The following is a 25142-nucleotide window of genomic DNA, read 5'->3' on the forward strand; positions in this document are numbered from 1 at the left end:
CCGAAAAACAAACGAGAATTCGTTCCGCAAGATGCGTCGCGCATTGCTAAGATGGCAACCAGTTTGCTCGGCAAGGTAATTTCGGACCTGCTGGGCACTGTGGAGCTGACTCTCACTCACGGATCACAATATGCTTAAGCATCCCTGCCAGGGCTGGAGCTGGTTGTTTTTGTTGGGGCTCACGTCGTCGTTGTTGGCGGCCGATACTCCACCGGCTGCGCCCGTGCCCGCAGTTGTCATGCCGCCAGCAGCGCCGCTGCAGGTCTACCAGCGCACTACTTTGCCGGTGAGTCATCCCTATCAGAAAGCCCTGCGCGACTATCTGAGCACGCTAGTGGCGAAGGACTTCGAGCACGGCGTAACCGAGAAATTCGGCACCCCTCCATTCGACGGCGACATCGAGCAGCAGTATCGGCACCATTTACTCAGCCTAATGGGTCAACCGTTGATCGGCACCAAGCGCGGAGCCCCTGCGGTGAATGCTCCGGCTCGGCTTTTTACACTCTCAGAGATCGAAACTCCGGCGGGGGTAATGCGGCCGCCACTGTTTCCCGAGCCGGTGGCATTTCTAGTTCGCTGGAATTATGCCGGCAATCCCTACTATCAATCGCGCGCGATGAAGCTGCGGGCGTTTGTCTTCTTGTCGATTCAAATGACCATGCTGGACGATCAAATCGAACATGCTCCGGAGGTTAACGGTGCCTCGCGGCCCGATTGGATTTCTCCAACGCTAATCATGCTCGCTTATTCGTTTCCAGCAGTCCGCGATGTGCTGCCAGAACCGGTTCAAGAGGCCTATCGCGTCGGACTCCGAAAGCTGGCCCAGCGAGTGCTCGATTGGGGGCCGCTGGGAGAAGAGCCAAATCTTGAAGTCTGCTCACCACTGGCCTTGTGGTATGTCAGCGAGACCCTGAAAGATCCGGCGTTCAGCAAAGCCACTGAGGCCTACGCCCGACGATTCTTCACCGATCCCCAGTTCGTTCATCCGGCAGGTTACTTTGTGGACCGCGGTGGAATTGACCTGGGCTATGCGGGACAGACTAACTTTTTTGCTACCTGGCTGGCGCTCGCGTCCAAGTGGCCATTTGCGATTGATTTTGTCGAGCGGAGCCACCGTTTGCGCGCGCATGTCATTTTGCCCGAGCCAGATGGCAAGACGCAGGTTGGCCCCAGCCATTTTCAAACGCGTTACAGTGCAGATGCCTCGCGCGATCAATGGGAATGGGGATCGTATCGCAATGCGGCCGCAGCGCTAGTCACCGATGAGGCGGTGCATCTCACCAAGTTGCCCGCCCCCGCCGAAATGGCAGGCGCGGCACAGCGAAGAGCGTCGGTCTTTCAGGCTCAGATCAATGAGAATGCTTACAAGCCGATGGGAGCGGGGATGCTTCGCAACGATGAGATCACTTCGCATCCGTGGCAATTTCGCATGTTTCAGTCGTACAACTTTCCCGCGATGGTGAACTACGGCTTCGATCACTATCCCGTTGGTGCCTATGCCCACCGCGCGGAACTAGAACAGAAAAACTCACCGCTACTGAAGTCACCATTCCTCCGCGATGAGACTTTTGTCCGCGATTTCGGTCAGGCATTCACCGTCGCCAGGCTCAAGCCCTATGCGGCCATCGTTCACTCGGGGGCAGTAGCCGAGCCGCAACTTGCCGCGGGGCGAACAATGTTTCCCGGGTTCTATGGTTTTGGTGGCGGTCAACTCTCTGCGTTCTGGACGCCAGCTACGGGCTCGGTGTTGCTTGGTCGTCGCGGCGGACTGACTCGCGAGAAATCATTCGACAACCTCGAAGAGTGGCGACAATGGCCAATTCATGCGGTTTCCGGAGTGCGTGCCAATGGCAAGATCTTCACATCGGCTCGCATTCTTAAGCCCGATGTCACCAGCAACGTGCAGCCCGATCGCGGCGTGGTCCGAGTTTCAGGGCAGATCCCTCGCGGTCTCGATGGCCAGCCCAAGGCACTCGATGGACGTGTCGATTACGCCCGCACGTTCACGATCGAGCCGGATGCCCTGACCGTCGAAACAACGATTAAAACCAGCCAGCAAGATACGTTTGTCGAGATGGTAGAAACGCTGCCGGTCTTTTTGCGCGATGCGCAATCGCAAGCCAGTGTGCAGCCGACGACGATCGAATTTCGCCAAGAGGGGAAATGGGAACCAGCTAGTGCCAGTTGGAGTAACAAAGTTACGGCAGTCCGACTCTCGCGCTTTACCGGTGCGGTGGTCGTAGAGTTTGATCGCGCCCGCAGATTGAAGTTATCGCCGCAGGACTGGAACGACACCTACTTAAGCCGCGCCGCGTGCCGCAACGTCCTGATTGATCTGATCGAGAACAACGACCAGCCGACGGTGCTGGCGAATGCTTCGGTTCGCTATCGAATTCAGCCGGAGAACTGACCCTTCGGCACATAGCACCGGCCAGCCCGAAACAGTTGCTGCTCTACCATCCGATCGAACGCTTGCAGGAGTTGCTCCAAGCCCGACGTTTGCGGCTCCAGGACCCGTAACGCGGCCACGGTCGCTTCAACCGTCGAGAGATACTCGTTACTCGGTTCGAGACGAATGCGATAGCGGCTAGGGGCGCTGGGCGCGAGTTGGTACCGCGGCAAGCTTTGAAGTGCGGGTATGTCTCGCATCAGTGTTTTTGCGTGATGCCAGGTTCCGTCGAGGATCACTAGCTGTTCGGGACGCTCGGCGAAATCACTTGTCAACAACTGGGCGTCTGGGCCGGGATACAACAGAACAGCACCCGGCTTGAGCTTTAGACGGTTCGCCAGTTGCCGGGGGCGATCGATCAGCAGGGCCGAGTTACGTAGTGCCTGCCGCACAATGCGGGCGGTGTTGAACGGATGAAATCGCTCCTGTCGATGCTGCAGAATCAGGACTTCGGTCGTGTTGTCAATCGTGGGAATGGCGGCGCAGAAGCAATCGTAAACTGGCCGGAAGCAACCGTAGCAGCGGTCGCGCAGTTGAAGGTGGAGTGTTGGACCTGGCGACATTCAATTTGACTGGTGCGAGCGTTAGTGACGAAGCATCAACGGTTCGTGATCTTGGTAAGCCAAGTCTACCATTTCTGCTTTCCCTGCTACACCGATCGTAGCCGAACTCCGCTAAAATTGTTGCCAATCCATGATCGATTCTATGAATCATTCCTAGTGAAGGACGTCTGCCCATGTCCCCATTGTCAATGACTAACTTGCTGTTGTCTCTCGTTGTCGGCGTGTCGATATTTAGCGCCGCGGCGCAGGCTCAGGTCTCGGCAGATGAGGCCAGGCAGATCGCTGTCGATGCCTACATCTATGGTTACTCGCTGATTACCACGGAAGTGACGCGCGTGCAGATGACCAATGTCGACAAGGTCGAAGGCGGGCTGCGCGGTCCGATGAATCAGTTCATCAATGTGAAGCGGTATCCGCCGGGTGATTACCGTGGTGTATCTGCCCCCAATGCAGATACGCTGTACTCAGTCGCGTGGCTCGATGTCGGCGCGGAACCGATGGTCTTCTCGCACGCAGATATGGGAGATCGTTATTTTCTGTTTCCGATGTACAGCCTCTGGATGCCAGTGATCGAGAGTCCCGGCAAGCGAGACGGTACAGGCAAGGCAACCAACTATCTTGTCACTGGCCCGGGTTGGAGCGGCGACGTTCCGGCGGGCATGCAGCAGGTCAAATCGCCTACTCGCTACATGCTCATTCTCGGCCGTACTTACGCCGACGGAACTGAAGCGGACTATAAGGCCGTCAATGCGTTGCAAGCGCAATACAAGATTGTCCCTCTCAGTGCCTACGGCAAGCCTTTCACGTACAAGGCTCCTCCGGTCGACCCAAATCCGGGCTTCAGCATGACCGATAAGCCCCAAGCCGTGATTGATGCCATGGATACGGCCGCTTACTTCAACATGCTGGCCCGGCTGATGGGTTCGTCTGCGCCGCCTGCTGCTGAAGACGCTCCCATCGTTGCCAAAATGGCCAAAATTGGCCTCGTCCCAGGCAAAGCATTTGATATCTCTAAATTGGATTCAGCTGCCCAGGCTGCGCTCAAGGATGTCCCCAAGGTTGCTTCGGAAAAGATCTTTGCCCAAAAGGCCTTATCGGGCTACAAGCAAAATGGCTGGCTCATCCCCTCTGCTGCGGGCGCTTACGGCACCGACTATTTGCAACGGGCCTTGATTGCTGCTTTTGGTTGGCCAGCGAATCTCCCAGAAGATGCCGTCTATCCATATACGACCGTCGACAGCGAAGCCAATACGCTTTCCGGCGCCAATAAGTATGCCCTCACATTCGCCAAAGGCCAGACGCCCCCGGTGAACGGATTCTGGTCGATCACGATGTATTTCGACGACGGTGGCTGGTGGTTCGTGCCGAACGACCTGAACAAGTTCACCGTCAGCATGCGCGACAATCCGAAGTTCAATGCAGACGGATCTTTGACGCTCTACTTCCAGCACGAATCGCCCGGTAAGGAGAAGGAAGCCAACTGGCTCCCCGCGCCGAAGGGTGACTTCATCCTGATGATGCGCATGTATTGGCCAAAGACTGGTTCACCATCCATTTTGCCTTCGGGTAAAGGAACCTGGCGGCCACCCGTCGTTACGCAAGTGAAGTAGGACAGCAACGCACGTAGTAATTGAAAGGCGCAGGTGGGAGTCGAACCCACTTGATGTTGCTCTGCAGGCAACCGCCTGGCCGTCCAGCCCCCGCGCCATGTTTGTGCATTCGTTTGCCACGAAGCAAGTGCCCTCGCTGGGAATTGAACCCAAGTCTTCGACCTTCGCAGGGTCGCGTGCTGATCCGGTACACTTCGAGGACAAATCAATTTGTTTCTAGCATTCGATGATCTACTTCGTTCTCCCCAGCGGAAGGCATGGGATTTGAACCCACAAAACTGACGTCGCGCGGTTTAGCAAACCGGCCCAGCGAACCGTATCTGGCTACCTTCCTTCAGTGGACCTCATGGGAGTCGAACCCATCACACCGATCTTGCAAGGATCAGTCGCCGCCAACGGCATGGAAGCCCATTCATCAAGTGACCGAGGTGGGAGTCGAACCCACAGGCACGAGGCTCTCGACCTCGCCGCTGAACCTGTTTGCGTACCCGGCCAGTTTGTTTCAATGATGGGGCGATCTCTGAACTCCTAACCAATTCCCAAGCGGAAGCCGTGAGACTCGAACTCACAAGCGGACCAAGCCGCCACCTGTTTTCAAGACAGGCTCCTCATCCGGCCGGATGACTTCCGTAGGCGAATAATCAAGGCAAGTTCCGGGAGTTGGAATCGAACCAACGAGCTCCTGGTTCAGAGCCAGGCGTCACTACCAACAGCAACTACCCCGGAATGAATGGGCCGTTCGGCAAACGCAACTCTATTCACGTTGCCCAAAACGTTCGGAAATAGGCACCCGCCGCAAGGTTGCAGCTGCCCATGCAAAGTTCTTACAAGCGGCAAAGAAGCTGACTGCACGAACAGGCGGAACGGCTGGCGGCCGCGCGTGAACTGAGTCGCTGGAGAGTGACGGTGAGCATGGTAACGAACATGACGATCAACCTTCGTAGACAGGGATCTGCTTCACATACAGAGAAAGACGGCCTGCCTGCCAATTGGTTCGCGAGATATTTTTCGCGTCTTCAGTTAGATGCATGTGAACGGGCAAATATTCCCCGCTGCTTACGAGAAAGTGGCTAAAATCGGAACGACTCAAATCCCTCCCGGAGTTTCCTCGCATGCCGAAATCGTTGTTTGCTTTGACCACTTTAGTTTTTGCGTCGTTCGCTGGCCTCGCGTTGGCCGCTGATCCGGCGCCGGTGAAAAAACTGATCCTGCCCGGTGAATCGTTTCTTGTCGCGGGACGGCCGGCGTTTATTCTGTTGCCTCCGGAAGAGAAGCGAGCGAAGCCACAGCCGTGGATCATGTATGCGCCGACGTTGCCTCCCTACCCCGATGCTGCCGAAAAGTGGATGCACGAGCAGTTCACCGGCGCAGGTGTGGCGGTCGCGGGGATCGATGTCGGCGAGGCCTACGGCAGTCCCAAGGGGAGCGAGCAATTCACAGACTTGTACGATGAACTGACGAAGAACCGGGGCTATGCCCCTAAGGCTTGTGTGCTCGGCCGCAGCCGAGGCGGATTGCTTGTCACCAGTTGGGCCACCGATAATCCGGACAAGGTCTCCGGGCTGGCGGGCATTTATCCGGTGTTCGACTTCCGAACGTATCCCGGCTTAGCAAAAGCGGCCGGTGCGTATGGTTTGACAGCTGCCGAGTTGGAGGCACAAGCCAAACAGCTGAATCCGATTGAGCGCGTGGGCAAACTGGCGCACGCGAAAGTTCCCGCGTTTCTGATTCATGGCGATCAAGATAAAGTTGTGCCGCTGAAAGAGAACTCGGCCGAGTTTGACGCCAGGTACAAAGCGGCGGGCGCGGAAGACAAGGTGACCCTTGTCATTGCTCCGGGACAGGGTCACAACTATTGGGAAGGCTTCTTCAAGTGCCAGGAACTGGTTGATTTCGCAATTGCTCAAGCGAAAGCAGGGGCTGCGACCAAATAGGATGACCTACCGCATCCAGGCCTGAATGATCTCGGAAAGTTCCTCTTCGTCGAGTCGTTCGTGGGCCAGCAGATTGTCGACCACAGCGGCGAGCGCCGCCCAATGATCGTCGCGGCTAAGGAGGCGGTGGAGTTGAATCGAAACCTGCTCCAGATACTTCATTCGCTTTGCTTCATCGGCAATCAAAACCGCCGCTGACCGCCAGGCTGCTTGCCAATCGGCCGACCATTCGGCCACAAAAGCGGGATGAAACGGATCGCCACTGTGAATCATCTCGGCGACAGGTCCGCCAAGCGCGACCTGAATTTCTTTCTCGGCCAGTTCGCGCGGCGAGTAACGACTTCGCTGCCACAGCACCTGGGTATCGCCATACCGCTCGGGTCCTTCGTCGCGGTCGGGTTCAATGGTCACCGAGCGAACGCGCGCTCCCACGTAGTAGGCGACAAAAACATGCCCGGCTTCGTGATAGGCGACAATTTCCGACACTCCATTTCCCTCGCATTCAACAAAACAATTCGCGGCAAGCGGGCATTCTACGAAAAATAGGAGTCGCTAAAATCAGGGCTTTGCCAGGCAGGCCGTGAGCGAGGATTCGTCGATGTCGAAAAAGAAGCACCGGGAGAATGCCGTGACTACTGAAGAATCAACGTCGAGCGAGTCAGCGGGTGCCGCGTCAGCGGCCGCTGCTGATTCAACCGCGGTCATCGCTAGCTCCGAGGCCGCGACCCCGTTGCTCGCGGAGGTGCAGTCCTTCTTGAGCAAGCGCGATGAACTGGCCCGCAAACTGGCCGACGAAATCACCGCGACCGAAGCGAAGCTGGCTGAATTGAAGCGAACGGCTGCCTCGCTCTTTCCGGAAAACAACAACGCGGCGACGTTGGTGACCAAAGACAAGAAGCTGAAAAAGCTGCCGAAAGCCAAGCCGTTGCCGAGCAAGGCAGAAGTCGCGACAGCGACCGAAACGACAGCAGCCAACGAAGATTCAAGTCCCGTCATCCCGCCGCCTGCCGACGACTCGACAACGGTGGACTAAAAGCCTGCCAGTGCGAATTGGCAGAGCGCCGGGAGGTTTATCAACACCCCCCTTTTGCGTGCATCACCGGCAAGTCATGCTGCCGCAACGTTTTGCGTTCAGTTTGCCAACTCCGAAAACATCCTATTTGTTGATTAACTCAGCGGCATATCCGGTCGCCCTTGGTAACTTTCCACGAATGGCTGGAAAATGACTCCTCGCATCAGCACGAAATCGTCCCGCAGTGCATGCGCAGTTCTTCCACCAAGTTGCCAAAACGGTCGGCAGTATTATTGTCATATATTGAGGAGTTGTCAAGTACATGGTGATATAGTCTGGAGAAATATCTCGGCGGTTTGGGGTTTGACTGCCGGGGGCCTGAGTACTAATTGCCTGCGGAACCATGCTTGGCGATGAACTCGACAATGGGCGTCGAGTCTTCCAGTCCGTGCGGATGATGCCCAACCCCCGGTTTGGCGATCAGTGTGATGTCGCCCCCCAGCTTCTGATATCGCTCGGCGATCAGGCCGGTGTTTTCGTCCCACGGCACGACATCGTCGGCGTCACCATAAACGTGCAGTAGCGGGACTTTGGCCTTGGCCAAAGGTGGGAGGTTGTCGACCGGATTCTTGTCGTAGGCAATCGCGGCGGCATTGTCCTTGAAGCCCCACTGTTGCAGCACCAGTTTCCAGTCGCCGGCGCTCCCTTTCCCCTTCCACTCGCCCCCAAGAGCTTTGCCCCCCGGCCAACTCTTGAAGTCGCAAACGGGCGCGTCTCCATAGATGCAGGCCACTTTTTCGGGGTTAGCTGCCCCCCAGTTGTAGCAATAGAGCCCGCCGCGACTGAGCCCGACGAGCGATACCTTCGGTGCGAAGCCATATTTGCTGGTCAGCTCGGCATAGCAGTGATTCCAATGCTCCACTGCCGCCGGTGAGCCCAGCATGTTTGGCACACTCAGATAGACAATGTGAAAACCGCGTTTGAGTAGCGCGATATCCGGCGCTGGTTTGTGGCCGAAGAATTCGCCATGCCACACCCAAGGCTTGCCAGTTGCCGGTTGAGCGGGCGCGACGACGAGTACATTCTTGCCCGCGACTTCGAAGTCGTAACGAGCGAAGCCATTCCACACGCTCTGCTTGCCCGGAAATGGAGCCGCCGAGGAATCGGCTTTGCTTGCCGCTGCTGGGAGATGTTTGTTCAGCCAGTTAACCAGTTGCGTGCGATAGTCGCTGCCGAGCTTGTCCCAGCCACCCATGCCATGAATGCCACCTTCGATGGTGATCAGGTCGCAGCGGTTGCCCAAGGCCTTCATCTGCGTTTGAAAGCGAGTCGATTGTTCGTACGGCACCTGCTCGTCCTTGGTGCCGTGAATGAGTAAGAACGGCGGCAATTTACCGGGCAACTTGGTGGTCACCGATGCTTCGCGCAGCTTCTGCCACGCGTTGTCGTTGAGTTCCGTCAAATCGAGGAGTGCGGTCATGGAGGGGCCGAGCGCGTTGCGGTGCTTGACCTGAAATTCCAGGTCGTGCGGCGCGTAGATTGGCACCACCGCGGCGAGTCCCAACTTGTCTGGCTCGTTGCGGGCACCCACCCACGACACCAGATGTCCGCCGGCCGATTCGCCGATGAGGGCGATGCGATTCGGGTCAACCTTGTACTCTTTCGCATGTTCGCGCACCCAGCGAATGGCGGTGGTCACATCGTCGGCGCATGCGGGCCAGCGATGAGCAGGAGCCAAGCGATAGTCGATGGTGAACCAGGTGAAGCCTGCCTTCGAAAGGGGCTCGAACAGCGGCGTAATGTAGTGCTGCTTGGTCCCCCGCATGAACCCGCCCCCATGCACCAGAATGCATGTGGGAAATGGACCTTCGCCCGCGGGAACGAAGGCATCGAGCTTGAGGCTGACATCGCCGACCTTGGCGAATTCGATGTCCTTCTGCAGTGGAGGCAATTCGTCCGCAGCGCTGAGAAAGTTCGCTTGCCAACTGCAGAGCAAGAGCAACGCGAGGAGCGAGATCGAGCGAGTCATGTTCAGTTCCTAGTATGTGTGGAGTCCGCTGTGCGGACCGTGATCCGGCTTGACTCTTGAACAGTGTCGGTTCGCTGGCTGAGGTGTCTACGGTCCGAACTGCGGGCCCTACAGCATCGCTACTTCAGCGCTTTAATGGCGAAGTTGTGCTTCACGGGTTGAACCGCCTCGTAGATGGCCGCCTGAGCTGCGGCGATCTTCTCCATCCGCTTCGCGAGTTCCGCTGCCTTGGGCGCGGCGGCAACTTCGGCGAGCCAATCAGGAGCGTTGAACATGACCACGCTGCGAAAACGCTGATGAACCAGCTGATTCTTGGCGTTCATGGCGTCAAGCACTATTTTGCCCTGGGCGTGGATTGGCCCTTGTGTGACGTTGCCCAGGTTCACTCCGGCGGCCAATTCGTCAGCTGTGAATTGCGCGACCTCCTCGCCATCGATGGCGACTGCATAGTTGCCCGCAGCCAGGCCGGTGACCTTCAGTCCGTACCAGTTCAGATCCTTCAGGTTGTTCATGTAGGGAAGGAGCGACACCCAGTCTTTTTGAATCGGCAGAGGGAGCGCGTCGTCGAGCCGAGTGAATTCGACGGCCTGCGGATCACCAGAGACTCCGGTCACCGTACATGCTTTGCCTGTTGCTTTGCCGGAGGTCACGTCGATGGTGGCATCGCTGACCAGTGCTGGGGCATGCAGACCGGTGAGAATGGCGTGAGCCATGAAGAGGCCGCCATTCGATGAAGTGTGAAAACCGTCACCAAAGGGGCGCACGGCATCGGCCTTATCGGCTTCCATCTTCTCGAGCGCGGCGCGAGTGGTGGCGTACTGATCGACGAAGGGGAAGCCGAACTTCTCAGCGCTGCTGGCCAGTGGAGCATAGAACTCCTTTTGCGTTTCTAGGTACAACTTGAAGCGCTCTTGTAGGCGGCGATCGACGGCATTGGGCGAGACCAGGGCCACACGAATGCCAGCATTCTTCGCGGCTTCGAGCATCGACTCGGTATTCTTCACGTAGCGGGCGTTACTGTCTTTGTTGAACGCACCGTAGCCACCGTCGTTCATGCCAAAGTTGATCGTCACGGCAGTTGGCTTTTCATCGAGCACGTGGGTCTTGAAGCGTCCGGCACCGCCACCCGCAGTGTCGCCACTGATACCGGCATTCAGAAACTGCAACCGCCACTTGGGAAAGCGCGTCGTCAGGTAAAGTTCGATGTCGGTCGAGTATTGGTATTGCTCGGTGATGCTATCGCCGATGAACAGGACGCGATCGCCGTCCTGAAAGAAGAAGCCTTCGGCGGCAGTGGCAGTAGATGGTGAAGCGGAGAATATCGCGGCGGCAGCAATCACCGCGCGGATTGCCAGTTTGTGCCAGGGTGAAAGCGAAGCAAAGCAGGACATGGTGGGCCTTTTGAGGAGAGGGACAAATCGCAGTTGATTCCGCTGCGATTGTAACTCCCCGCCAAGGCCGTGCCATCAAGCCGTGATCAGCTCTTCTTATAGACTGCCGTGGGCTCGACCAGTTTGGTGGCGACGACGCGCACACCGACGGAGTCGACCTGGCGAAAGAAGCAACTGCGGTAACCTTCGTGGCAGGCCGCGCCGACCTGGTCGACCTTGAGGAGGATGGTATCGGCATCACAATCGATAAAGATGGCCCGCACCGTTTGGCGGTGACCACTCTCTTCACCCTTTCGCCAGTATTTGCCTCGGCTGCGGCTCCAATAGGTCGCCTGGCCGGTCTGCAGCGTTTCTTCAAAGGCGGGCTGGTTCATCCAGGCCATCATCAGTACTTCGCCGGTTTCCGCATCCTGGGCAATGGCCGGGAGCAAGCCACCTTCGCCGCGCGAGAAATCGGGACCGGTCACTGGAGTTGAGAAATCAGTCATGAGGGTCTTTAGCGGCTAGGAGTTTTGCGGGTGGTCTTCTTTTGAATCTTGTTTTGACTCTTGGCCGGTTTCGATATTACCGACTTCTTCGGTTTCTTGGCCGCCATGGCGACCGCAATGGCCTTGGCAGCCCAGGCGGCCAGTAACGCCTGCTTTTCGATGACTTCGAGCGGCACTTCGTAGTACTGCATCACCAGGCGGTCGTCGCCAAAGGGATGGAACGGTCCCATGCCGGCTGCGACAAAGTCGGCACGATTGGAATCGTCCACTTTCAGGTAGAGTCGATCTTCGGCCAGCAGGGCGAAGAACCAATCGCCGGCATAGATTCCCACGCCGCCGAACATACTCCGGTCGCGCAGCCCGCGCACGCTGGGCTGCAGTTGATCGCGCACCCACTGACGAAATGTAAGACTGACCGGCATGCGAAACGAGCCCTGCACCACGAAGAACGAACGTAGCAGCTTATTGTGAACCATTGGTACGAAGCTCACAACCGACGCTATGCGAAAGCAACGGAGCAACCTCATTGCGCGGCGCGCGGCTTGCCGATGCAATCAATCGCTTCGGCAGCGAGTACCTCTGCTCGCCATGTGTCTGATGGCGGCCCCTTGAGGGCCGAACGTTCTTCAGCCTGGCTGGCAGCTTGTGCCTGGGCAACTCTCAGCTTGTGAGGCCCCCCTTGAGTATAAACGCGAGTAAAGACGCGACGAAGAACGCGAGTAGTACCCTCAGTTTGATTATGCCGGTTCGCGATTGCGAAGCCACGCTCGGCCGGCAGGTGGCTCGGTGGTTGGAAATCATCCCCGAACTGACGCAGCGGTTTGAACTGCTGATTGTCGATGACGGCTCGGCCGATCATACGTTCGAAATTGCCGAGGATCTGTCGCGGCAGTATCCGCAAGTGCGAGCCCTGCGGAATACGGTCGCCCGCGGCACTCAGCAAGCGGTGCGAACGGGCATGGAACAGGCCCGTGGCGAAATCGTCTTCGTGCAAGACGAACAGGCCAATATCAGCAGCAACGATCTTCGCCGGCTGTGGGAAATGCGACAGAACCAGCAATTGGTCATGGCGCGCACTCCCTCTCGTGTGCAGAACTTGAGTAACGAGTTGCTCGATCGGCTTAGCCAATGGGGCGAAGCCCTCAAGGTGCAAGCCAACCAAACGAACGAAGTGGCTTCAATCCACATGATTCGGCGCGGCGCGATCGACGAACTGCGTGCAGGTCAGATCGAGCCCGAGATGACACTCGGCAAGATACCGCCCGTGCCCGTTGCCACCGTGAATGATCCCGCAACCACCATTCACTCGCGCGCCGACAATGTGCACCAAGCTGGCGCGCCCAAGCGCATGGGGAGCTTTCTCAGTCACCTGCGCGAATTAGCGCTGGGCGAGTGAGAACTGGCCAATGGCCGCGGGAACTAATCTCGCAGGCCATAGCGGAAGATGCACCATAAGGCGTTAAAGAGATCTTTAACGCCAATCTTTTTCCCCTCGGCATACGAGCGGGCGTTGTAGCTGATGGGAACTTCGATGACGCGAAACTTGCGGCGGCCAAGTTTCGCGGTCACTTCGGGTTCGAAGCCAAAGCGATTCTGCTGGATCTCGAACTTCGTCAGCACTTCGCGCTTGAAGGCCTTGTAGCAGGTCTCCATGTCGGTCAACTTCAGGCCGGTCGTCACGTTCGAGGCGAACGTCAGGGCCCAGTTGCCAAAGCGGTGAATGAGCGACTTGTCGTGCGGCTTCTCGTGCAAAAAGCGCGAGCCGTAGACCACGTCTGCTTCGCCGGCCAGAATCGGCTTGAGTAATGGCAGAATATCGCGCGGGTCGTATTCCAGGTCGGCATCTTGCACGATGACGATATCGCCGGTGGCGCGCTGAATGCCAGTGCGCAGGGCCGCTCCCTTTCCTTCGTTCTGCGACTTGAAGACGACGATCAAGTCGCCGGCAGCTTCGAGTTCGCGCAGAATCTCGCGGGTCTGATCTTTGCTGCAATCGTCGACGACGATGATTTCGAGCGGCACCGGGAGGGCGGCTACGCGGCTGAGGATTTCGCGAATCGTCCGTTCTTCGTTATACGCGGGGATCACTACCGACAGCTTGAAACCGGCGGGGAGCGCGTAGTCGAGTTGAGGGACTTCGTAGTTTGCGGGCTTGGGGAGCATAGCGATCAATCGGTTGCAAGAGGGGCCCCGATTGTCGCGGCTCGGGCTCGATTCGTCCACGCCACTTCCCAACGGCGGATTGCGGCCGAAATCATGGGGGGCAACGGCTGGAATCGTGTTACAGACTTCGGTGGCGGCAAGTTCGTTCATTTCAAGTTCGCTTTTCGCAGGGACTGTTTGTTTGGTCGGGGGCCGCACGGTGGATTTTCAGCAAGGTTATGCAATCGATCGTTAATGACTGGCCGCAGCGGCGATGTTCAACCCCGCGGAGTCCACAATCTTCGTGGGAAAATAGGCGGGCATTGCGGGCCAGGCGACGTAACCGGTCTGCGGCTGGCTGCCGATCACGCGATTGGACTCCGGCACATAATCAGGGTTAGCTGGATCGTCGAACCGACTACGGCGGCCCCAAAGCTGGGCTAGTTCGTCTTGATAAAGGAGGCACCAGGTTGCTTGCTGGTTGAGCATCACATCGCAACCCGGTTGTTGCGAACGGGCGAGGAGCACCAGGTCGGGCCGATGATTTCGCAGGGCTTTTTCTGGGTCGAAGGGCCCGCTGTTGGGATCGCGGTAACGATCGGTGGGAGGCTGTTTCCCCAGGATGAAATCGAAATGCTCGTCGAGCATGGCCTGGGAATAGCTTGTCCGGCAACGACCGTCGACATGCACCAAGAGCCCATCGGGGCGAGCATCATTGGGGCCAAAGGTTGCCAGGGCATACTGCGCCCAGTTGAACGTGACGATCATCTTGCCGGAGAGTTTTTCGCGCGCGATGAACTCAGCTGCTGCCAGCGGGAAGTTTTCGCGTTCGACTTTTAATTCGTGCAAGCGGCTGGCCAGTTTGCCGCCGGTAATGAGGCATGCGACGAACATCAGCCCGGCGAGAATGGGAGCCAGGCGAGGTGATAATCCGCTGGCGAGTGAAGTTTCGCTCGACGAAGCGCCCAGGCGTTCGAAGATCGATTGCCAATGCCGCGGCAGCCAAAAGCCGCACGCGATGGCAAAGAACGCGATATGCCGCAAGTGCGACATGGATTGCCAGCATAAGAGCGCGAGAATCACTTGTTGCGTAAAGTCGTGCCGCTTCTTGCTGAAGAGCAACGCCCCCACCCAAGCTGCGAGCAGAATCACGAACGGCAATGTTTCCAGGCTGAAGAAGTCGGGGGCTCGCCATTCGACGATTTCGGGCCGAGGAACCTTGAGGTCGTCGTACAGCCAGGTGAGGAACTCAGTTCCATAAGGATTGATGAGTGTAGAAACAGCAGCAGCAACGATCATCAGCCCAAAGCGGAGCAGCAATCCCCACGCTGCGAAGCCGCGATGAGCCACGACTTCGACGCCGCGGAGGCCGAGATACGCAATGAACACACACAACCCGGCCAAAAAGCCGCCGTGCGAGTTTGTCCAAACAACCATCAGGGGCACGATCAGCCACAGGGCTTTCAAGTGAGCCCGCGAATAGGGAATCTCTTGTGGTTCGTTGCCGTCGCTTGATTGCGAGATCCAACTCAAGCAACCGGCCAGACCAAACCGCGCAAGCAGGTTGCGGAGCCAGGGGCCATTCAGGCGGTTATCTCCCTCCCAGCCTTGGAAGGCCCAACCGAGCAGCGCGATCTGGAGCGCAAAGCAGGTGTACGAAGCGAGTTGCGGTCGCAAACTCCAGTGATTGCCTAGCGTCACGGCGACGAGCAGCGCAGTTCCACTTACGGTGATCAGGCTGGCCCCTTGTTTCCAGGCAGCCCGCATGATCAGCCCGATGACGAGCCAACCGAGCAATGCTTTGACGATGAGCAGGCCGCGGCCACCCAAGGTGTCGTTGATGGCAAAGAGTGCGAACTCGGCCACGAGCTCGTGATTCACCCAACGATAGCCCTCGGCGATGTACGAATAGGTGGTGGTCGCCGGCAAGCCATTGCGCCAGCAATCGCGGCCATATTGAATATGACCCCACAGGTCGGGATCAGCCACATTCAGCGACAGCGAGCATCCGCACGCGAGCAACACGGCCAGCAGCAGGCCGCGGTCGATCCAAGCAGCCAGATTTTGCGGCGTGTGACTCGCAGCAAGCATGGTCCTGTCCTTAACTCAACGATTCAATGACATCCAACGAAGCCCGCTGGCAATTCGTACCGAGCGGCAGTTAGCCCGGCAAATATAGAACGCTCGTCGCGGCCGTTATCGTTTGGCTGGCATCTGCACACGTCCCAAGCAGCCGCAAGATCGTCCGCGCGTTCCGGTCCTACCGCTTGGAGCGATTCTGCCGGGCCGTTAGAGTTGAGCTACGAAAGCACAGCGATCACACGTCCGACGAATGAATAGGAAGTTTCCATGCAGCGGGAAGTGAACATCGATGGAATTCACTTGCACCTTAGCCATCCGCACGAGGCGCGGGGCGAATGGATTGGCCAGCGCGAGATCTTGCAGCAGCTAATGGCCTGCTGGCTGGTAGTCGACGAGCGCGATTTGCCGCTGACGCCGCGCCTGGTCGGGCCGCCGGGCATCGGCAAGACGGCACTCGGCATGGCCGGGGCCAAATTGCGTAACCAGGACTTGTACATTTATCAATGCACGTCCGATACGCGCCCCGAAGATTTGCTCGTCACACCTGTCCTGGCCGAGAGTGGCAAGATTGCCTATCACGCCTCGCCGCTAGTGACAGCCGCAATTCAAGGAGGCATCTGCATTTTGGACGAAGGGAACCGGATGAACGAAAAGTCGTGGGCGAGCCTCGCTCCGCTGTTCGATCAGCGACGCTATGTCGAATCGATTGTGGCCGGCATTACAATCACCGCCCATCCCGACTTCCGCTGCTGCGTGACGATGAATCAGGACGAATCGACGTTCGAGATTCCCGATTACATCATGAGCCGATTGCAGCCCACGCTGACTCTGGGCTTTCCCGAGCGTCAGGATGAATTGGCGATTTTGCAGTATCACCTTCCCTTCGCCGCAGCCGAAATGCTGGCCCTGACCGTCGACTTTTTGCAGCGGGCCCACGCGCTCAAGCTCGACTACAGCCCCCGCGATGGAATCAACATGCTGCGTTATGCCATGAAGCGACTCGCGCAGGATTCGAAACATCCGCTATCGAAGGATGCTGCCTGGCGCGAAGCACTCGCCAAGTGCCTGGGAGACGATGCGCTCGATTTGAACTCGGTCGCACAGCGTAAGTCGCGTTCGTTGGGCGAAGCCAATGTTCCGCTGGGGCTCGGCGACTTCTTCTTTGCTGCCGATGATCCGCTCCATCCGGATCGAGCCAGTGAGGATGAGGATGAAGACGACTTCGACGATGATTTTGATGACTCGGATGACGACGAAGAAGATGACCGGTAACTTCCTATGTAGCCCGACGCGTTCGCCAGGGGATGGTTCGTGATCGTGTTCACTATTCATTTGCCGAGCCAAGCGAATCAAAGCCAATCTGCAATGGATTGCAGGCCAACCTGCCTCCATAAACTCCCCTCGCTAACGCGTCGGGCTACGTAACGCATGACCAACGCACTTCATCTCAGCGACCGAATCACGCTCGTCCCCGTGTTGCACGGCAGTGGCGACTTTGCGATTGCCGTGCGCCGGCTGATGCTCGAGCAGTCGTTCGATTGCCTGGCAGTGCCGTTGCCGCCGTCGTTTCAGCCCGCGGTTGAGCAAGCAATCGGCCAGTTGCCAACACCGACGGCGGTGCTGCAGAAGGAACAAAGCGATTTCTTTTCGGCCGAGCGAAATACGCCGGGCGAACATTCCCGCTGCAGTTATGTTCCCATCGATCCTTGCCAGGCGGTGATCGCCGCGCTTCGGTCGGCGATTGCCGAGCACCTGCCGCGGGCCTTTATCGACCTGGAAACGAATCGCTTCGAACCCCCCACGGCCATACTTCCCGATGCTTATGCTTTGAAAAAAGTAAGCATCGAGCAATTCGCCGCGGCAACCTTGCCGAGTACTCGTCCGCCGCAGAGTGAGCAGCACCATGCGCGGATCATCCACATGGCTGCGCAGTTGCGAACGCTCGAACTGAAGCGGCAGCGAATTCTAGCCATCTGCTCGCTGACCGATTGGCCGTGGCTGCGCAATGCCTATCGCGAGAAAACGAAGCTCGTTGCTGAAGACGATGCCGTTTCGGATCCTGAGACCTATGCCATCGATCCCGCGACGCTCATTTTCTTACTTGGCGAACTCCCGTTCATCACGCAGTTGTACGAACGGGCGCGCGCGGAGCTCGAAGATGACGAGAATCTTTCCATCGACGGCATAAAGGAATTGCTGCTCGTTGCGCGGGATCGCTACCGCGCCGATTTCAAGCGGCGAGCCCGCAAGATTACGCCCCATTTGCTGAAGCAGTGCTTGAAGTACCTGCGTAATTTGTCGCTGGTCGACGGACGGCTGACTCCCGACTTGTACAACCTGATTGTCGCCACGCAACAAACTTGCGGCGATGCCTTTGCGGTGCATGTGGCCGAAACAGCTCGCGACTATGAACTGGCGAAGTACACCCCGTTCGAAACAATCAAGTGCGGCATCAGCCAGGCGCGTTTGCCGGACAAAGAGATTGTGGAGCTCGATAATCGCCTGCCCGGCCATCCCATTGTCTGGCGCACGCTGCAACTCACGCGGAAGCCAAAGAAGCCTGAAAAAGAAGAATGGCTGATGCGCTGGAATCCCTATTCGCAGTGCAGTTGGCCGCCGGAAGATCAACAGATTGAAACGTTCCGTGCGCACTTGTTCGACCGCGCGAAGGCGGTGATGGGTGCCGATTTAGCGCGGACGGAGCCGTTTACGACGAGCATTATGGATGGCGTCGACATCCGCGATACGCTGCGGCATTGGTACGAGGAAAAGATCTACGTCAAGATTCTGCCGCCGAGCCGCGGTCGGCTCGACTGCGTGGTGATGCTCTTCGATGCGCCGGCCGATCCGCGTGACTATCCTTGGCGGGCAACCTGGTTTGCCGAACATCAAGAGGAATCGACACTCGCCTTCTTTGCCAGTGACTTCAGCCAAGAAATGGTCGGCCCCGGCATCGGCTTGTCGACCTACGGCGGCGCGATGTTCCTGTTTCCGCCGATTCACATTCCCGATATCTGGACCAACCGTGAGCTCGACTTCACTTCAACGCTGGAGGAGCGACTGCTGGCGGCGGCTTGCCTGCATAGCAGTTGTCCGCAGATCGCGCTGCTCAGCGCATCGCCACCAGGCGCTGGTTGGCGCAGACTGGCGCAGCGGTTTGGGAAGAAGTTCGTTCACCTCCCACTCAATCAATTCAGCGACGCGACGATTCAGCAACTGCGGATGGTACACGTGCTTAATGGCAAGCAAGTTCGCAGCTATGCCGAGCACTTCATTCGCAAAGCTTAGCATCTAGCGTTTAATAGCTTCTCGATTTGAAAGGCACTGGGTGCCTGGGGTTTGCCGCCTGGAACCCGTTTCGCCTGTGTTCTGCAGGTTGGGTAGAGCCCACGCATCGACCGCGGCATACCCCAGAAACGCAAGATCAACGAACTGCAGAACACAGCCACCCAACGAAACCTTCCGGGAAGTTATTAAACGCAAGATGCTTAGCACGTTCTACTTTGGCGGCGGCGCTTGCCAATAAGTGTGCCGCGGCAGCGCAGTGCTGGGAACCTGCACCCACGACAATTCGTCGATGGTCACTGTTGTTGTGCCGTACCGCTGGCGATAGGGTGCCACGAAGCCAATCGCTTGAATCCCATCACATTTCAGCGGCGATTGAGATTGAAACAGGTTTGCGCAATCACCCTGACCATAGGCGCAGATGAAGTCGTCGCCAGGCAACACCAGCGAGGTCCATGCTCCCTTGGGTAAGGAGCGGCGAGTGTGATAGAAGGCATAACTTTCCCCCTTGGTCTGCTGCTGTCCCAAGTAATAGGTGAATGCCAAGGGGGAACTGCGCCACAATTCGGGTGGCTGGAACCTTTGCCAAGGAAAGCGGGCGCTGTTCCCGGGCAGAGTGACATACACCAGAAAGTCCAGTGCTACCTCGCTCTCTAACCTGTCGTGGTCAAGCTTAAGCGTTAGTTGAAGTGCGTTTGCTTCTTTGTTGCCGGGGGCATGGATACCCGTGAAGCAGGTCTCTTCGGTACCACGCTGCTGCGAGCGGAGTGAATGCAGGCCAGTATGTCCGACGGCAAGGCGATCCAATTTCGGAGGTAGCCAATCTGGTCGCACGGCATAGGCTGGCTTGGTGAAGTCGATCGGATCTTGAAAAAACGTGAAGGCTTGCTGAAGGTCGGTTTCTTTCTCGAAATCGACAATGGTCGCAACAGGGCGTACCTGGTCGGGAGTGAAAGTCGGAAACGGTTGACCTTCGCCTTTGGTCAACAGTTCGATCTGGTCGATGAGCAACTCACCGGCCGAGGGCTTGTCGACGTAAAGGTACAGCGGCTCTTGAATCCAGCGGGTGTAATAGATGACCGGGGATTTCTCGCCGAACCGCGCGCGGCGAAAGTTTCGCCGCAGGTTGTGGTGCAAAGAAAACTCGATGGTCTGCCACTCGTCGCCATCAGCTTTGGAGACTTCGCGCGTGGTGGTCGCGACATCGCTATGGCCGAAATAAACCGTGGGACTACCGACGGCCAGAGTGAACTTTCCGCGCAGAACTTTCACACGCAGGCGGAGCGCATCAGCTGCGGGTGGCAGGTAGTCGGGGCCAATGGTCAAAGCTCGATATTCGTCGCGATTGCCCCAGGGAAAATCGGCCCCTATCGTCAGTTTGCATGCCTGCTCTTCTGCAGCCAACAATACGATTTCGACCTGACTGTAGTTCGCCGCGTTGGCCTGCGTCGTGGCATTCCACGTGTGATGTTTGAGTGGTTGCAGCGGACCCGGTTGGTCGCGGTCGAAGTCTCGCAGTACGCTCAGGACCCGCGATGGTTCGGCAGAAAAGGCGACTCCGTTTGTGGCACTAGCGACGAGCAACAAGAGGACCGAGCGCCAAGCGGCAGAGGCAAAAGCTGAAGGCATGAGAGGTTGATAGATGTGCGAGGTGACAGGGGTTAAGCATTCATCGCCGGAGAAGATCGCGACGAATCGGAGCAAACTCATTTCAGCATCCCTCAACTGGGATAACAAGTTGCCGCTGCCCACGAAGTGCGAAACCGCCGGCAATTTGTCGCGGCAAGCCATAGTTGCGCGGTGAGGGGCCAGTTAAGATAAATCGGCTGAGTTAAACTTCTGCTCAGTCGAAGCTAATCCCGGATCGTCGTCCCTCTTCTTCTCGTTCTATGCCTATCAAAGTTGCCTGTGCGTGCGGTGCTGCGTTTGCGGCGAAAGATGAGTTGGCTGGCCGCACGGTTGCCTGTCCTAAGTGCAAACAGCCGCTAAAAATTCAGGCACCGCAAGCTGCGCCGGCACCCATTCATTCCAATGCTGGCTTGTTCGACGACATCGGCTTGAAGGCACGCGATTCGAACATCCCCCGCTGCCCGGGCTGCGGAGCGGATATGCCTCCGAATGCGGTTCTCTGTGTCAAGTGTGGCTACAACGTCAAGCTTGGCAAGCGGATGCAGACGATCAGCATGTCGGGTGATGCGCCAGCTGCAGTCGCAGGCGGAGGTCACGGCGCGCACGCCGACGCCACTGCCCAGATCATGGCCAAAGCGGCCAAAGATGCAGAAGACGACGTGCAAGTCGAGATATCGAAGGGAATGGAAGGGCTGCCACTGCCTGTCTTGCTGGTCGGTCTGGGGGCTTGCATCCTGTTCGCGATCGTCATGTCGCTGATTCCCCAGGCCGTAGCGTTGTTTGGTACTGGGTATCTACTGCTCACCGTCGCCGGTTTCTTGGGGCTCTTTTGTTGGATTCGAGTCATCGCGGCGAGCGCGACGATTAATCCACTGCTGGCCGTCGGTGTGTTTTTTGGTGAACTCATACTGTCAATCATTCTCACCGGCCTGTCGTTTCTCCTGAACTATGCGATGGAGAGCGTGATCTTTGGGAGCTACGTTACCTGCGCAGCTGGATCGGTTTCGCTGGTGGTGGCCATGATGAACTCCGATAAGTGCGGTAGTGTCATTCCGATGATCTGGGGCACGATGGGGCTGCGGTTCGTTGGTTTGACGCTGATCTTGATCGCCTTGTTGATTGGTGCGGCTGCCGAGAAAGAAGGGGATGCGCGTCCTCAGCAGCAGCGGAGTTCGCCAACAGAGTTGGCCTGGCAAGTCTGGCCAATTCCGCTCGTGCGCAGTGAACGTTCGTTTGGATCGGTCGCTGCAATCTCGTAGAATCTGCTGCCGCGTTTGGTCTTCCGTTTCCCTACTCCGAAAGTCGACCCATGTCCACTCACCTGATTGTGCGTGTTGCTGCCGCAATTCTGCTGACCGTCGTCCTCGTCAGTGGCTGGTCCGGTGCAACTGCCGACGAGCCGAAGGCGGGCGAACAGGTGAAGCAACAGTTCACCACCAAGGATGCCGATGGAAACGAGACGACGCTTCATTACTGGCTTTATTTGCCGGCCAAGCACGACGGCAAAACGAAGCTGCCGCTGCTGATGTTCTTGCACGGCTCGGGCGAGCGAGGGGACGACTTGGAAGTGGTTAAGAAGCACGGCCCACCCAAGATTTGCACCACGGAGAAAGATTGGGCTTACATTACCGTTTCGCCTCAATGCCCCAAAGACAAGCGTTGGGATGCCACCACCCTGGCCAAACTGGTCGACCACGTGGCTGCCCAGCAGCAGGCGGACGAGAAGCGGCTGTACATCACCGGCCTGAGCATGGGTGGCTCGGGAAGCTGGGCCTTAGCGACGAATTATCCCGATAAGTTTGCTGCGGCGGTCCCCATGTGCGGGCGCGGCGATGCCGCACTCGCGGAAAAACTTATCAAACTGCCGATCTGGGTTTTTCACGGCGCGAAAGACGTGGGCTCGCCGGTGGCCTTGAGTGAGACAATGGTCGAGGCAATCAAAAAAGCGGGGGGCGAGAAGGTCAAGCTCACGATCGACCCCGATGCCGGCCACGACTGCTGGACAACGGCTTACGGTAAGCCCGAGTTGTATCAGTGGTTGCTGGAACAAAAGCGGCCGTAGTGATCGGCCGTTGGATTTGCCCAGCTGGCTCCGCGACTTGCCAGCATCAACGCGAATGCATTCAAGGGAAGAGGGGGTGCGTGCCGATTACTCTTTGTTAACCGCCCTGTTTGATCCTTCCACTGAGCCCGCAGCACGTTTTGTTCGGCAGTTTTTGATTGCCGTGGTTTGTTATCTCTTTTGTTCGAGTGGAACGGATGCCTGCTTTATATCCCCCGTCGGTTAGTCTTCCTGGCGCGTCGCTGGCCGCTAATTCCGGCACCGCGATTTCCCTGCTGGCCGCGACCGGCCCCGGCAACATGGCCCCGCACTTTCGCGTGCAAACGCGCGAAGCCGCCAGTCAGCAGCCCTGGAAACTGGTCGCGAGCTTTAGCGATCTATCGCTGGCGCAAATCTGCCTGGAACGACTCCGCCGCAGCGGTGCCCCGGCTCGCTTGATTGCCTATCGCCGGGTGCCAACAGCGGCCTAGTTGAGCGATCATTCCGATCGGTAACGATGGGGGAGTTCGTTTACTTCGTCAGTTGAATCGCGGGTTGGCCATCAGCCTGCGCAGCTGCCGCGGGAACGTTGCCCGGCCGGTACTTTTCTTTGAGCGTCTTCGTCGAGAACTTCAGCCAACCGCCGATGAAGACCAGGATCAGGGCGAGCACCAGGTTGATGTTCATGAACATCGCCGCATTGGCTTGCACCTTCTTGGCCAGGTCGGTCTTCCCCATCAACAGCGCGGCGATCACGAAAATCGGCAAAGCCAGCACCAGTTTAATCCCGCCGAGCATGCTGTAGCTTCCGCCCCCATGTAAAGCGATGTCGTACCGCGAAGCGAGTCCCAAATTGGCAATGCCGCTGATGAGTAGCATGCCCGAGGCGATGCCCACGACTTTCGCCCAGCGCGAACGCACACCGGTGTGGACGGCAGCTCGTTCTGCTTCGCTCAGTCCTTTGACGGTGGGGAACAGAGCGAACCGCATGAAAATGGTGCCACCCATGAGGGCGATCGCGCCCAAGATGTGCAGGTAGCGAAGGCCGAGGTTCACGAAAAAGAGCGAGTCGTCCATAGGGTTGATTCAATGCAAAATAGGGCCGGGAAAGTGACTTGCTCAGCGTAGGCGCTCGCCTGCGGATTGTCCACCCAGAGCCCACGACTACCGTGGCGCCCAGCTTGCTTGGGCAATCACAGATTCCCGCGAACCGCTGGGCCAACTCATCAACAGGGTGAAGATCGTGCGCGCACGGCGGAAGGGGGTGTTCAATTAAGGAACTCTTATTTGGACAGTAGCATGCGTAACTCTCGGGTTTCCGCGAGATTGGTGTTCAATTAAGGGGGTGCAAGTTGAACGTTTAGGATGAAAAAACGAATGGTCAAATCGCACGGCGAAGTGCTGCGACCGTGTCACTCGTGGGCAGCAGTGGCCGGAGGGAGTTCGAGCGGGAACCGTATGACCGCACGGGGCAATCTACAGGGCGATCTTGAATTAGCCGGCAGGCATTGTCCGAACCCGCAAGCAAGTTCCGCCCTCTTGTGATATAACTAAGGAGATCGGTAAGGCTTCCGCAGCGGGCTTAGGTTCGGGTTTCACGCCCAGGCCTGGCTAACAAACCGCGTGCTGCCGAGGGATGGCAACACGCCGGCGAATAGCCGACTGGTCGTGTTTCTTCCCAGCGGAGGTGCATGTATGTCGACGGCAGTTCTCCAGCGACCGACGCTGGTACTCAATCGCAACTGGCAGCCGGTGCGGGTTTCGACCGTGTCGCGTTCCCTCGTGTTGCTCTGGAATGGAACGGCGCGGGTTGTCGATCCGCACGATTTCCAGCAATACGACTGGGATGACTGGACGCGGCAAAAGCCGCGCGACGGCGAGCCTTTCATCCAGGCAGTTCATTCGCGAATGCGAGTGCCCGAGGTGCTGTCGCTGGCAGAGTACGACCGCTTGCCGCAAATGGACGTGGCTTTCAGCCGCCGTAACCTGTTCAAGCGCGATCACTACCAGTGCCAATACTGCGGCATTCAGCCCGGCGGGGACGATCTGACGATCGACCACGTTACGCCACGTTCGCGCGGCGGTCTAAGCACTTGGGAGAATTGCGTCCTCGCGTGCGTGGAGTGCAATAAGCGGAAGGCGAACCACTCGTACCAGGAAGTCGGCATGCGTTTGAAGAAGCTGCCGATTCGCCCCAAGTGGAAACCGCTCTACGCAATCTCCAGCGTACCAATCGCCAGTTGGAGCAAGTTCATCAGCGAAGCCTACTGGAACGTTGAACTTGAACCGTAGTGAGTGGGACTGCGGGCTAGGAACTGGGAGCTAGGGATTTAGGGCGAACGAGTCTGATCTCTAGCTTCTTTTGTTTTATGCCGACTGATGCAATGCCGAAAACGCGAACCTTCATCAGCCGCTTTCGGTTTTCACTGAGAGCGTTCGTTGTGGTCCTGACGCTATTCTCGTTGACAATCGGCTACATCGCCGAAC

The 25142-nt window shown here is 57.7% G+C and carries 21 protein-coding genes and 6 tRNA genes; 11 read left to right on the plus strand and 16 right to left on the minus strand.

Translation table 11 applies throughout. The features are described 5' to 3' along the window. The first annotated feature begins 130 nt into the window (after positions 1-130). Entirely contained in the window at positions 131-2410 is a 2280-nt protein-coding gene (locus ETAA8_RS15410) for a hypothetical protein (RefSeq protein WP_145089874.1), read from the plus strand. Here the strand turns inward: ETAA8_RS15410 and ETAA8_RS15415 are convergent. Continuing rightward, the gene (locus tag ETAA8_RS15415; RefSeq protein WP_145089877.1) at positions 2395-3012 is read right to left on the minus strand and encodes a tRNA-uridine aminocarboxypropyltransferase; all 618 of its coding nucleotides are present in this window, start codon (positions 3010-3012) and stop codon (positions 2395-2397) included. The two genes, ETAA8_RS15410 and ETAA8_RS15415, sit on opposite strands and share 16 nt — an antisense overlap. 173 nt (positions 3013-3185) lie before the next feature. Between ETAA8_RS15415 and ETAA8_RS15420 the strand changes: the two genes are divergently transcribed. Then, the gene (locus tag ETAA8_RS15420; RefSeq protein ID WP_145089879.1) at positions 3186-4622 is read left to right on the plus strand and encodes a DUF1254 domain-containing protein; all 1437 of its coding nucleotides are present in this window, start codon (positions 3186-3188) and stop codon (positions 4620-4622) included. 25 nt (positions 4623-4647) lie between these two features. On the opposite strand, the gene ETAA8_RS34650 is transcribed toward ETAA8_RS15420, so the two are convergent. From ETAA8_RS34650 to ETAA8_RS15425, 6 genes are all read right to left on the minus strand, one after another. Then, positions 4648-4719, minus strand: a tRNA-Cys gene (locus ETAA8_RS34650). Positions 4720-4750: 31 nt separating this feature from the next. After that, positions 4751-4824 (minus strand) — tRNA-Arg (locus ETAA8_RS34655). 47 nt (positions 4825-4871) lie between these two features. After that, positions 4872-4955: transfer RNA gene (locus ETAA8_RS34660), tRNA-Ser, on the minus strand. 87 nt (positions 4956-5042) lie between these two features. Continuing rightward, a tRNA-Leu gene (locus tag ETAA8_RS34665) sits at positions 5043-5116 on the minus strand. A 50-nt stretch (positions 5117-5166) separates the two neighbouring features. Then, a tRNA-Ser gene (locus ETAA8_RS34670) sits at positions 5167-5251 on the minus strand. 22 nt (positions 5252-5273) lie between these two features. Then, positions 5274-5348, minus strand: a tRNA-Gln gene (locus tag ETAA8_RS15425). A gap of 386 nt (positions 5349-5734) precedes the next feature. Here ETAA8_RS15425 and ETAA8_RS15430 point away from each other — a divergent pair. After that, entirely contained in the window at positions 5735-6556 is an 822-nt protein-coding gene (locus ETAA8_RS15430) for an alpha/beta hydrolase family protein (protein ID WP_145089882.1), read from the plus strand. 6 nt (positions 6557-6562) lie between these two features. On the opposite strand, the gene ETAA8_RS15435 is transcribed toward ETAA8_RS15430, so the two are convergent. Beyond that, on the minus strand, positions 6563-7042 hold the full coding sequence (locus ETAA8_RS15435; RefSeq protein ID WP_145089885.1) for a hypothetical protein: 480 nt from the start codon (positions 7040-7042) through the stop codon (positions 6563-6565). Positions 7043-7154: 112 nt separating this feature from the next. On the opposite strand from ETAA8_RS15435, the gene ETAA8_RS15440 reads away from it, so the two are divergent. Beyond that, on the plus strand, positions 7155-7589 hold the full coding sequence (locus tag ETAA8_RS15440) for a hypothetical protein (RefSeq protein WP_145089888.1): 435 nt from the start codon (positions 7155-7157) through the stop codon (positions 7587-7589). Between the two features lie 364 nt (positions 7590-7953). Here the strand turns inward: ETAA8_RS15440 and ETAA8_RS34675 are convergent, their stop codons facing one another. The 4 genes from ETAA8_RS34675 to ETAA8_RS15460 form a co-directional block, all read right to left on the minus strand. Then, complete coding sequence (locus ETAA8_RS34675) at positions 7954-9597, minus strand: alpha/beta hydrolase (protein WP_202921857.1); 1644 nt, start codon at positions 9595-9597, stop codon at positions 7954-7956. 119 nt (positions 9598-9716) lie between these two features. Beyond that, positions 9717-10988, minus strand: coding sequence for an SGNH/GDSL hydrolase family protein (locus tag ETAA8_RS15450; RefSeq protein ID WP_145089891.1), 1272 nt, complete (start codon positions 10986-10988; stop codon positions 9717-9719). An 86-nt stretch (positions 10989-11074) separates the two neighbouring features. Continuing rightward, entirely contained in the window at positions 11075-11476 is a 402-nt protein-coding gene (hisI, locus tag ETAA8_RS15455) for a phosphoribosyl-AMP cyclohydrolase (RefSeq protein WP_145089894.1), read from the minus strand. 8 nt (positions 11477-11484) lie between these two features. Continuing rightward, positions 11485-11952, minus strand: coding sequence for a TfoX/Sxy family protein (locus tag ETAA8_RS15460; protein WP_202921858.1), 468 nt, complete (start codon positions 11950-11952; stop codon positions 11485-11487). Positions 11953-12155: 203 nt separating this feature from the next. On the opposite strand from ETAA8_RS15460, the gene ETAA8_RS15465 reads away from it, so the two are divergent. After that, complete coding sequence (locus ETAA8_RS15465; RefSeq protein ID WP_145089897.1) at positions 12156-12872, plus strand: glycosyltransferase family 2 protein; 717 nt, start codon at positions 12156-12158, stop codon at positions 12870-12872. Positions 12873-12895: 23 nt separating this feature from the next. Here ETAA8_RS15465 and ETAA8_RS15470 read toward each other — a convergent pair whose 3' ends face one another. Together ETAA8_RS15470 and ETAA8_RS15475 are read right to left on the minus strand one after the other, a co-directional pair. Continuing rightward, positions 12896-13789 (minus strand): glycosyltransferase family 2 protein, encoded by an 894-nt coding sequence (locus ETAA8_RS15470; protein ID WP_145089900.1) that lies wholly within the window; start codon positions 13787-13789, stop codon positions 12896-12898. A gap of 81 nt (positions 13790-13870) precedes the next feature. Next, on the minus strand, positions 13871-15709 hold the full coding sequence (locus tag ETAA8_RS15475; RefSeq protein WP_145089903.1) for a hypothetical protein: 1839 nt from the start codon (positions 15707-15709) through the stop codon (positions 13871-13873). Positions 15710-15967: 258 nt separating this feature from the next. Between ETAA8_RS15475 and ETAA8_RS15480 the strand changes: the two genes are divergently transcribed. After that, a complete protein-coding gene (locus tag ETAA8_RS15480) occupies positions 15968-16972 on the plus strand; it encodes an AAA family ATPase (RefSeq protein WP_145089906.1) in 1005 nt (334 codons plus the stop codon). A gap of 156 nt (positions 16973-17128) precedes the next feature. Further along, positions 17129-18988: a hypothetical protein gene (locus ETAA8_RS15485; RefSeq protein ID WP_145089909.1), complete on the plus strand. Its 1860-nt coding sequence runs from the start codon at positions 17129-17131 to the stop codon at positions 18986-18988. Between the two features lie 210 nt (positions 18989-19198). On the opposite strand, the gene ETAA8_RS15490 is transcribed toward ETAA8_RS15485, so the two are convergent. Beyond that, on the minus strand, positions 19199-20695 hold the full coding sequence (locus ETAA8_RS15490) for a hypothetical protein (protein ID WP_145089912.1): 1497 nt from the start codon (positions 20693-20695) through the stop codon (positions 19199-19201). A 179-nt stretch (positions 20696-20874) separates the two neighbouring features. Here ETAA8_RS15490 and ETAA8_RS15495 point away from each other — a divergent pair, with 179 nt between their 5' ends. The 3 genes from ETAA8_RS15495 to ETAA8_RS15505 all read left to right on the plus strand — a co-directional run bounded on the left by ETAA8_RS15495 (position 20875) and on the right by ETAA8_RS15505 (position 23146). After that, positions 20875-21873, plus strand: a complete 999-nt coding sequence (locus tag ETAA8_RS15495; RefSeq protein WP_145089915.1) for a hypothetical protein — start codon at positions 20875-20877, stop codon at positions 21871-21873. A gap of 50 nt (positions 21874-21923) precedes the next feature. Continuing rightward, positions 21924-22676, plus strand: coding sequence for a carboxylesterase family protein (locus ETAA8_RS15500; protein ID WP_145089918.1), 753 nt, complete (start codon positions 21924-21926; stop codon positions 22674-22676). Between the two features lie 197 nt (positions 22677-22873). Beyond that, entirely contained in the window at positions 22874-23146 is a 273-nt protein-coding gene (locus ETAA8_RS15505) for a hypothetical protein (RefSeq protein ID WP_145089921.1), read from the plus strand. A gap of 40 nt (positions 23147-23186) precedes the next feature. On the opposite strand, the gene ETAA8_RS15510 is transcribed toward ETAA8_RS15505, so the two are convergent. After that, positions 23187-23732 carry a hypothetical protein gene (locus ETAA8_RS15510; RefSeq protein WP_145089924.1) on the minus strand — a complete coding sequence of 182 codons (546 nt, stop codon included), beginning with the start codon at positions 23730-23732 and terminating at the stop codon, positions 23187-23189. A 618-nt stretch (positions 23733-24350) separates the two neighbouring features. On the opposite strand from ETAA8_RS15510, the gene ETAA8_RS15515 reads away from it, so the two are divergent. Beyond that, complete coding sequence (locus tag ETAA8_RS15515; RefSeq protein WP_145089927.1) at positions 24351-24947, plus strand: HNH endonuclease; 597 nt, start codon at positions 24351-24353, stop codon at positions 24945-24947. The last annotated feature ends 195 nt before the right edge of the window (positions 24948-25142 follow it).

It is taken from the genome of Anatilimnocola aggregata, assembly GCF_007747655.1.
GTDB lineage: Bacteria > Planctomycetota > Planctomycetia > Pirellulales > Pirellulaceae > Anatilimnocola > Anatilimnocola aggregata.